General features: G+C 55.3%; 10 protein-coding genes, 1 tRNA gene and 1 pseudogene. 5 read left to right on the plus strand and 7 right to left on the minus strand.

Annotated features, from left to right (window positions below; all coding sequences use genetic code 11):
• On the minus strand, positions 1-864 hold an 864-nt coding region (locus ACTJKX_RS37200; protein ID WP_440728400.1), incomplete at its 3' end, for a polysaccharide biosynthesis/export family protein.
• A gap of 96 nt (positions 865-960) precedes the next feature.
• On the opposite strand from ACTJKX_RS37200, the gene ACTJKX_RS37205 reads away from it, so the two are divergent.
• The 5 genes from ACTJKX_RS37205 to ACTJKX_RS37225 all read left to right on the plus strand — a co-directional run bounded on the left by ACTJKX_RS37205 (position 961) and on the right by ACTJKX_RS37225 (position 4,996).
• Positions 961-1,245, plus strand: coding sequence for a hypothetical protein (locus tag ACTJKX_RS37205; RefSeq protein WP_440728401.1), 285 nt, complete (start codon positions 961-963; stop codon positions 1,243-1,245).
• Between the two features lie 230 nt (positions 1,246-1,475).
• Positions 1,476-2,168: an outer membrane protein gene (locus tag ACTJKX_RS37210; protein WP_394315680.1), complete on the plus strand. Its 693-nt coding sequence runs from the start codon at positions 1,476-1,478 to the stop codon at positions 2,166-2,168.
• 135 nt (positions 2,169-2,303) lie between these two features.
• Positions 2,304-2,777, plus strand: a complete 474-nt coding sequence (locus ACTJKX_RS37215; RefSeq protein WP_440728402.1) for a hypothetical protein — start codon at positions 2,304-2,306, stop codon at positions 2,775-2,777.
• Between the two features lie 34 nt (positions 2,778-2,811).
• Positions 2,812-3,660 carry a class I SAM-dependent methyltransferase gene (locus ACTJKX_RS37220; RefSeq protein ID WP_440728403.1) on the plus strand — a complete coding sequence of 283 codons (849 nt, stop codon included), beginning with the start codon at positions 2,812-2,814 and terminating at the stop codon, positions 3,658-3,660.
• A gap of 43 nt (positions 3,661-3,703) precedes the next feature.
• A complete protein-coding gene (locus ACTJKX_RS37225) occupies positions 3,704-4,996 on the plus strand; it encodes a capsule biosynthesis protein (protein WP_440728404.1) in 1,293 nt (430 codons plus the stop codon).
• A gap of 4 nt (positions 4,997-5,000) precedes the next feature.
• On the opposite strand, the gene ACTJKX_RS37230 is transcribed toward ACTJKX_RS37225, so the two are convergent.
• The 6 genes and pseudogenes from ACTJKX_RS37230 to ACTJKX_RS37255 all read right to left on the minus strand — a co-directional run.
• Positions 5,001-6,080 carry an IS630 family transposase gene (locus ACTJKX_RS37230; protein WP_440728405.1) on the minus strand — a complete coding sequence of 360 codons (1,080 nt, stop codon included), beginning with the start codon at positions 6,078-6,080 and terminating at the stop codon, positions 5,001-5,003.
• A 40-nt stretch (positions 6,081-6,120) separates the two neighbouring features.
• Complete coding sequence (locus ACTJKX_RS37235) at positions 6,121-6,276, minus strand: hypothetical protein (protein ID WP_440728406.1); 156 nt, start codon at positions 6,274-6,276, stop codon at positions 6,121-6,123.
• 181 nt (positions 6,277-6,457) lie between these two features.
• Positions 6,458-6,817 (minus strand): hypothetical protein, encoded by a 360-nt coding sequence (locus tag ACTJKX_RS37240; protein WP_440728407.1) that lies wholly within the window; start codon positions 6,815-6,817, stop codon positions 6,458-6,460.
• 135 nt (positions 6,818-6,952) lie between these two features.
• Positions 6,953-7,028, minus strand: a tRNA-Ile gene (locus tag ACTJKX_RS37245).
• Positions 7,029-7,412: 384 nt separating this feature from the next.
• Positions 7,413-7,603: pseudogene (locus ACTJKX_RS37250) on the minus strand (IS3 family transposase); the annotation flags it as partial.
• A gap of 183 nt (positions 7,604-7,786) precedes the next feature.
• The coding region (locus ACTJKX_RS37255) for an IS630 family transposase (RefSeq protein ID WP_440728408.1) at positions 7,787-8,381 on the minus strand (595 nt) is incomplete at its 5' end.

Consider the following 8,381-nt stretch of genomic DNA (forward strand, 5'->3'; position numbering starts at 1 on the left):
CAGGAAGCGCTGCGACCACAGGAAGGAACCCGGATTCTTCATGTCGAGGCGATAGACGACGGGTACGCTGCCCGACCGATAGCCACCGGACGCCGCGCCGCCCCTGAGTTCGCGATAGGCAGCTGCATCCTCGTAGCGGAACACGAAGACACCGCTCGCATCCGAACGCGAATCGTTCAAGCCGCCCGACTTGCCGATGGCTTCGGCGAGGGTGACCCTGTCGCTCGTAAAATCGATGGTGTCGTTCTTGCCGGTGGCGCCGAGCACCGTGAAGGTACGCGGCTCGCGATAGATGAAGAGCTGATCGTCCGCGCGCAGATAGATGTTCTCGCGCGGATTGGAGACCAGGGAGGTCAGGCTTTCCACGCCCGTGCGCGACCCCCGCGTCAGGCGGACGAAGAGGTCGTGGGCCGCTGCCTGCGGACCGCCGGCGAGGGCGATCGCATCGAGCACGCGCGTGCCCTTGACGGCGAGGGGGAAGCGGCCGCCCTGGCCGACTTCGCCGGAGACCGTGACGAGATTGGCGGCATTCTGGGTGAGGGTGACCAGCACCTGCGGCTCGATCGCCTTGGACGACAAGGCGCTGACGATGGCCTGGCCGACCTGGGCCGGCGTACGGCCGGCGGCGACGACGCTGCCGGCATAGGGCACGTTGATGCGCCCGCCGCGATCGATCTGCTGGGGCGGCAGCTGCACGCTCTTGCTGCCGGCGCTGCCGGTAGCGTCGGAGGTGCCGAACAGGCCACCCGAGCTCGCCTCGAAGATGGATACCGACACCATGTCGCCGATGCCCAGCGTCCCGCTCGACGGCGGGCCGCCTGCCGCGAAACTGCCGCGGAAGCCGGTCGGTCGATGCCGCGCCAACGCCGCGACGGTCGCCGCATCAATGTCTAAGACGGAATATGAATTCGTAACGGACACATCCTGCAGTGCCCCCCTCTGCTGATCGCTGAGGATGGCATGAGCCGTGGGGCCGGCATTCGGCAAGCTGGAACAAGCCGCAAGGCTGGCGATGATCACAAAACAAACTGGAATACGCAACACTTTACTCCGCTTTCAATGGCGGCGCATCTTTCGCTCAACTTCCTAAGAACCAAGCGCAATCGAAACCGTCCGCAATTAAATCAAATTCTACAGAATGAAAACAAGGTAAATTTATATATAGATACAATAAAAATCGGAATCAATGCGCATATTAAGCCTCGTTTGATGGTGTTTCTGCGACGGATATATAAATATTTGTGAAAATAATAAATTATATTTATAAATTTCAAGTGATATTTTACCAGTTATGAGGTATTGATGGCGAGATTTGCGGGTGGTATGTGTCCAGAGTTCTTTTGTCCGAGAGGTGGGCATTGGGGTTCCTGGGAAGCTAATGCGATGCATCGTCGGGTCGCAGTCTGAGAGGCTGTCGGGCTAGCAGAAGCTGGCGCGCCGGGATTAAAAGCAAGCGAAACGGAGTAATGAAAATAATGAGTATGAAGACTTCCGCGGCGGTGATCGTTCTTTTACTTACATCGACTGCAGCTATCGCGGCCGATCTGGCGCCGGCCGCCGTCGAGCCTGTCCCGCCAGTCGCCTTGCCATTTTCTTGGGCTGGGTTCTATGCTGGCGCCAATATTGGCTATGCTTTTGGCGGAGACGATCGTCTCGGTGTTCACAGCCCTAACTATCTGGGTGATCTGGGCAAGTTGAGCGGCAAGGGTATCCTTGGGGGATTGCAGGCCGGGTATAACTATCAGTTTGACAGCGTTGTCGTCGGTCTTGAGGCTGATATCCAGGGAGCCCAGATTAAAGACAGCATCTCTGGATCGGTCGCTAACGCCCCAGGCAAGGGCCGGTCTGACGTCAAATGGTATGGCACGCTTCGCCCGCGTATTGGATACGCATATGATCGCTACTTGATCTACGCAACGGGCGGTTTGGCCTATGGCAGCATCGACTATAAGTTGAATTATAATGGTATCTCCATCAGCAATAGCAACACCAAGCTCGGATGGACCGCTGGTGCCGGCGTTGAGTATGCGTTCACCGATAATCTTAGCGGGCGCCTCGAATATCAATATGTTGATTTTGGTGATTATACAGTTAGAGGGGCGAATTTGACGACGAAGGCATCGCCTAATTTCCACGCTGTCCGTGCTGGACTGAACTACAAGTTCTGATCTTAAATATTTCATGTTTAGATATAACGGGAGTGGAAACTCCCGTTATTATTTTGTGAGATATTTTTCTATGTAACATATATATTCGGGAATTATATTATATTTATAGGTTATGGCTGAAGGTGCAAGATTTTAATGAAAGAAAATATAGTAGAAAACAGCAGAATCCATCGGCGTATCGGCGATCCTGCACTCCGCCTGGGGTGTGACGGTATGGAGTTTGAGCCTATTTCTATTGAAGGGGGAATTCATACCTTTGTCATGCCACCTCGAACTACCGATGTGCGGATAACATCTCGCTCGGATCTTGTCGCATCCACACACGGAAAGAGGGCATCTCGCTTCGGGATAGCATTGGGTCGCATTATCGTGCGTTCAGCTCGAATGATACGAGAGGTGCCGCTTGACCATCCAATGCTCGGCTCTGGCTTCCATCCATGTGAGGGCGACGGTATTCGTCAATGGCGCTGGTCAAATGGTGCAGGTTGCGTGCCGGTCCCTCTATTGATGATGGATGGTCACATGCCATCTCTTGTTGAGTTTCACATCCATGAAAAATTACCTTCCTATGACGTGGCTTCTTCTAAATCAAATCTGAATAAATCTTAAAATAATCGAATATCTTTTTTATATAAATCGCCGGATGAGCAATATGATTTCTGCACATGTCAATGTAATCAAAAATTTCATCAAATTACGTACAAAAAATGTGCGCGGCGATCGGGAAATATTCGGTAATTACGTCACCTCTTTGCCTTGCCACCAGAATGCTGTCGATATTGTAAGTGGCTGGAACTGTTCGTTTCCTCAACATTTGGGACTCGTGGCGGGAGAACTTGCTACTTACGCTGACTCTCGAATTTCATGGATGATGTCGCAATATGGGCCCCTCGACGGTAAGAAGGTTCTTGAGTTGGGACCCCTGGAAGGTGGTCATACCTTCATGCTTGAGGAGGCTGGCGCCGAAGTCGATGCAGTGGAGGCTAATCAGCTAGCTTTTTTACGGTGTTTGATTACCAAGGAAATCCTGGGTCTATCCCACGCTCGCATCTGGCTTGGCGACTTCGTAAAATGGTTGGAAGAGAAGCCTACGATCTACGATCTCATCGTGGCATCAGGCGTACTTTATCATTCCAATGATCCACTTCATCTTATTGAACTCATCGCAAAGCGTACAAGCACGGTCTATCTATGGACTCATTTCATCGATGATGATCTCATGCCTCGATCGGATCCAAGACGCCTTGTCTTCGCAGATGAACCCGAGATTCAAGATTTCCACGGAGTAAGCGTCCGCACCTACCGCAGGACCTATCTGGACGCCCCAATCCATGCCGAATTTTGCGGCGGCCCGAAGGATGAGCACCGTTGGCTAAACCGAGATGACTTGTTAGCCGCTCTGAGGGTCGTTGGTTTTGCTCATATCACCCTGGAAGGCGAAGAGCCTGATCACCGGCACGGGCCAGCAATCTCTATTTTTGCGCACAAGTGACCGGACTGCGTCGGGGGAGTGTCCACGCGATTTGGAAGTGACTATGGATCTGAAACAACACACGGTCGGCAAGACGATAGAATGTCCGCCGCCGGCTGAGGAAAATAAAGAACTCGAGTGCGACAGACTGGTGTTGCCTCAGTGTGCCGATGACACCAAGACATTACCGATCAAGCGTACCAATGTCTTGGGGATGGATGCGGGCTCGCAGGCGATTAAGGCTGAGCTAAGCTCGTGGTCGCCTTCCTATCTGTGGAGCTTTTTCGTATTCGTGGTGATTCCAAGCTTGATAGGCTTGGGCTATTTCGTGACCATTGCCGCCGATCAATATCAGTCCGAAGCGCGCTTCACGGTACGTGCGATGGAGCCGGAAACTCCAGACAAAGGGGGGGAGGGCGAGACAGGGCCCATCAGCACATCATTGATTCCATCCTCGACGGCGCAGGATGCCTATATCGTTACGAATTACATAAGAAGTCGCGCAATTATTAACGCTCTTGAAAGTAAGCTAGACATTCGGGAGATATTTCAACGTCCCGAGGCCGATTCCGTCGCGCGCCTTACGAAAAATGCCTCGATTGATGATTTGGCAAGCTATTGGCAACGCATGGTGGATGCTTATGTCGATCCTGTATCAAACATTGTGACCGTCGACGTCACTGCTTTTCGTGCCGACGATGCGTACAAGCTCAATCAAGTAATATTAGCGGAGAGTGAGAAACTAATAAATCAGCTATCGGACAGGGCGAGGGCTGATGCTATGACAAGTGCTGAGAAGGAAGTACAGCAAGTCGTCACGCAATTGCAAGTGAGCCTCAAGGCCCTGCAGGAGTTCCGAAATAAGGATGCGCTGATCGATCCCGACCAGGCCGGTGCCCAGATCGCGAACTTGCTCATGCCGCTCTTGACGGAGCGCTTGAAATTGAAGAATGAGGAAGCAGTGATGGCCGCCGAACTCGGCGCGGATGCTCCCAGCCTTCGAGTCTTGCGTAATCGTATTGCTTCGTTGGACGAGCAAACTGCGGGTCTGCGTGGTCAGCTTACCGGTAACGCTTCAAAAACGCTTGCAGCGTCTCTAGCTAAATACGAGGAGTTGGACGTAACTCGCATGATCATCGAGCAGAAATTTGCTCGTTCGCAAGCGGCGCTGGACCGGGCTGAGGCCCGCGCTCGAAGACAGGCCATCTATCTTAGCTTGTTCGTACCTCCAACTCGGCCGGAGTTCGCTAAATACCCTTATCGTTATACTTATTCATTCATGATTTTCGTGATGCTACTTATTATTTGGGGTATTGGTGCGTTGATCCACGCGTCAGTGGAAGACCATCGAGTATAGTAATCTAGTGGATTGACTCCAACGTTTGGAACCCACGTTTTCTGGCGGCGATGATGGTATCCGGATCGGCGCGCCAGACGAAGGGTTTGGGCGTCTGGTTGTGTTCGGCGATGAAGCGGTTGATGGTGGCCTGGAGGTCGACGAGGGAGCGGAACACGCCGCGCTTTAGACGCCGTTTGGCGAGTTTGGCGAAGAAGCCCTCGACCGCGTTGAGCCAGGAGGCCGAGGTCGGGGTGAAGTGGAACACCCAGCGCGGGTGGCGCTGGAGCCATTGCCGCACCTTCGGGTGCTTGTGGGCGGCGTAGTTGTCCATGATGGCGTGGACGATCTTGCCGGCCGGCACCGCCGCCTCGACGACGTTGAGGAAGCGGATGAACTCCTGATGCCGGTGGCGCTGCATGTGACGGCCGATCACGCTGCCGTCGAGGATGTTGAGAGCGGCGAACAGCGTCGTCGTGCCGTCGCGGACATAGTCGTGGGTCATGGTGCCGGCGCGTCCCGGCTTCATCGGCAAGCCTGGCTGGGTGCGGTCGAGCGCCTGGATCTGGCTCTTCTCGTCGACCGACAGCACCACCGCATGGGCGGGAGGATCGACATAGAGCCCGACCACGTCATGCAGCTTGGCGACGAAGGCGGGATCGTTCGAGAGCTTGAAGGCGCGCCAGCGATGCGGCGCCAGCCCGTGCGCCTTCCAGATCTCCTGCACCGTCGAGACGGCGAGACCGCTGGCCTTCGCCATGGCCCGTGCCGTCCAGTGGGTCGCCTCGTGCGGCGGGTCGCTCTGGGTCAGGTGCACCACTTCGGCGACCCGACCAGACTCAATAGGGGCGCGGCCGGGCGGCCGCGTCTTGTCACGTAGGAGGCCATCCACGCCCTCGGCCATGAAGCGCTCCTGCCAGCGCCACACGGCCGTCTTGGAGACGCCTGCCGCCCGCATGATGGCGTTCGTGCCGGCGCCGTCCGCGGTGAGAAGCACGATCCGCGCCCGCCAGACATGCTTCTGCGCCGTGTTGCGGTCCGAGACGATCGCCTCTAGCCGTCGGCGATCCTCGGGGCTCACGCTGATGGAAATTCCTGTGCGCATTCCACACATTCGCACAGGCCTCGATGCACAGGAATCCCCCTCAGGACTCTTCTGTCCCGGTCAATCCACTAGGACCTGCGTCGGCGGGTGTGAACTGCATCGTCTTGCCGTCGTCGTGGAACTTGAGAAGAAAGGCGAGTTCGCCGAAACGGGCTTCAAAGATGTGGCCGATGGCGGGAAATGTTTCAGTGGTCATGAGATATCCTGTTCACGCAGTGCCCCCTGGCTGGGGCGTATCACTGGCAGCTTGTGCACCTCGATGGGGGTAGCGGCTTGCGACCATGAATTGCGCGGCCCAAGCTCGTTGCAATTGCTGTGATATGCCAGATATGTCGTTTTATTTTCGATCATGATGACCTGAAACGGTAGCGGACCACTCAGCGTTTCGGCTCTTGTTTGGTAATGCTTGCATAAGCGCGCAGAACGGCAGCAAGCTTTGCCCATGTTTCTACCCGTGATGCTGCCTCATAGACCTTACGGGTAGGAAAAGGGGTCCAGACACTTACAATGAATGCAGGAAGGCGCTTATCCGAGTTCCGCATGGAGTGCATCGTATAATCGGGGAGCAGCTTCTTCTGTAAGGCATCAACATCATTCAAAAGCTCGACAAGCGTTGAGTGTGTTGGCCAAGTGTCGCACTCACAAATAGTTTTCAACAAATCATATTCGAGGCCATGGTCATTGTCGTCAGCATTTTCCAGGCGCTGAGCTAACAATTCAATACCAATCGTAGACATTTCACAGTTCCTATCTCGCCAGAAGAAAGGTCGTGCGATTATGTTACATATTATCAGAAAGTTTCCATCAATTACCAAAAAGTATTATAATTCTTTATCTCTGGTAATACGCAGGCAAGCAAGACATTGGGTTCATGGTGGGCCCGGAGGGACTTGAACCCCCAACCAGACCGTTATGAGCGGCCGGCTCTAACCATTGAGCTACGAGCCCTCCGTAGCGCTACGTGCAACGCATATATTGCAATGCCACGTGTTGGCGCAAGAGCGCTGTGTGATCTAAAGATACAATTACTTATAAGCTCTAATATTATTTATGTAATTCCTAGCCTAATGGGTAAATTGACTCCGGCTTCGGGAATATCAAGATTTCGTCGCTGGGTTGGTATTGTGCTGACCATTTTACCGCGCAGCCGGCCCGACCAGAGCGCGCATTCTTGGATATCGCTGGTCGGGCCGTGGCGCACTCCGTTGCCACGCTTGCTTGGCAAACAGTAGAGTTGTCCTTAACGCTCGTTGGCAGCGCCGGATGCCTCGCGCGGACGGCCGGCGGGGAGAACTTGCCTCGCCTGCCAGTCGACTGCCCCAAGGGGCGGCGTAACCGCCGCATCAGGGCGAGATCGCAGTCGGACACCAAACGCGGGGAGTAATAGACGCTGCCACGGCTGAAGCCGAGAAGCTTCGCCTGACGCACGAGCAACAGCTTGTGCGAGCGGTCGATCATTTCTTTCCGCCCAGCAATCCCGCCTTGCCGAGCGCTCGGGCTAAAAAATCGTTCTCCAGCGTCAAGCTGCGGCGTTCCCTGCATTGCTTTTGTGGCGGCAAGGGCGCCACGATACGGGGCTTGACTGGGTGAACTCGATCATCTGTGCGGAGCCGTTCCCGGTGGATTATCGCTGCGCTTGCGATGCTTGTAAGGAGCAGCATGCCTCGCCGACGCAGCATTTCTGGTGCCGCTAGAGCGTATCTTGTTTAAGTTGGTTCATAGCCCGCTGCCTGGAAGTATTTCGCGCATTCGGCTGGGCTGAAGAGGTGGATGATCGAGCCGACTGCCTCCCATAGGGCATCGATGGTCCTTTCGGCCTTTGCCCGTAGCAGCGCCTTGAGTTTGGAGAACGCATTTTCAATTGGGTTGAAGTCGGGGCTGTAGGGCGGCAGATAGAGCAGGCTCGCACCTGCCGTCTCGATCGCATTACGCACGCCGGCGGTCTTGTGGGCCGGCAGGTTGTCCATCACGACAACGTCGCCGGGCTCAAGGGTCAGGACCAGGACCTGCTCGACATAGGCAAGGAATACGTTGCCGTTCATGGCGCCGTCATAGACGAAGGGCGCGGTCATCCCGGTCAACCGCAGGGCGCCGGTGAAAGTGGTCGTTTTCCAATGACCGTGGGGAACGCCCGCCCGGCAACGCTCACCACGGGGCGCTCTTCCACGCAAGCGCGCCATCTTCGTCGACAGCCCCGTCTCATCGATGAACACGAGCCTTGCCGGATCGAGATCGAGTTGACCGTCGAACCAAGCCTGGCGGCGTTTCAGGATGTCGGGCCGATCCTGCTCCAGTGCATGT

It is taken from the genome of Labrys sp. 22185 (genome assembly GCF_052045555.1).
GTDB lineage: Bacteria > Pseudomonadota > Alphaproteobacteria > Rhizobiales > Labraceae > Labrys > Labrys neptuniae.

What these genes read in the sequence shown, in the direction of transcription:
- ACTJKX_RS37215 (WP_440728402.1), top strand. Translation starts at nt 2,304, where the DNA reads ATGAAAGAAAATATAGTAGAAAACAGCAGAATCCATCGGCGTATCGGC.
- ACTJKX_RS37235 (WP_440728406.1), bottom strand. Translation starts at nt 6,276, where the DNA reads ATGACCACTGAAACATTTCCCGCCATCGGCCACATCTTTGAAGCCCGT.
- ACTJKX_RS37230 (WP_440728405.1), bottom strand. Translation starts at nt 6,080, where the DNA reads ATGCGCACAGGAATTTCCATCAGCGTGAGCCCCGAGGATCGCCGACGG.
- ACTJKX_RS37240 (WP_440728407.1), bottom strand. Translation starts at nt 6,817, where the DNA reads ATGTCTACGATTGGTATTGAATTGTTAGCTCAGCGCCTGGAAAATGCT.
- ACTJKX_RS37225 (WP_440728404.1), top strand. Translation starts at nt 3,704, where the DNA reads ATGGATCTGAAACAACACACGGTCGGCAAGACGATAGAATGTCCGCCG.
- ACTJKX_RS37220 (WP_440728403.1), top strand. Translation starts at nt 2,812, where the DNA reads ATGAGCAATATGATTTCTGCACATGTCAATGTAATCAAAAATTTCATC.
- ACTJKX_RS37205 (WP_440728401.1), top strand. Translation starts at nt 961, where the DNA reads ATGAGCCGTGGGGCCGGCATTCGGCAAGCTGGAACAAGCCGCAAGGCT.
- ACTJKX_RS37210 (WP_394315680.1), top strand. Translation starts at nt 1,476, where the DNA reads ATGAGTATGAAGACTTCCGCGGCGGTGATCGTTCTTTTACTTACATCG.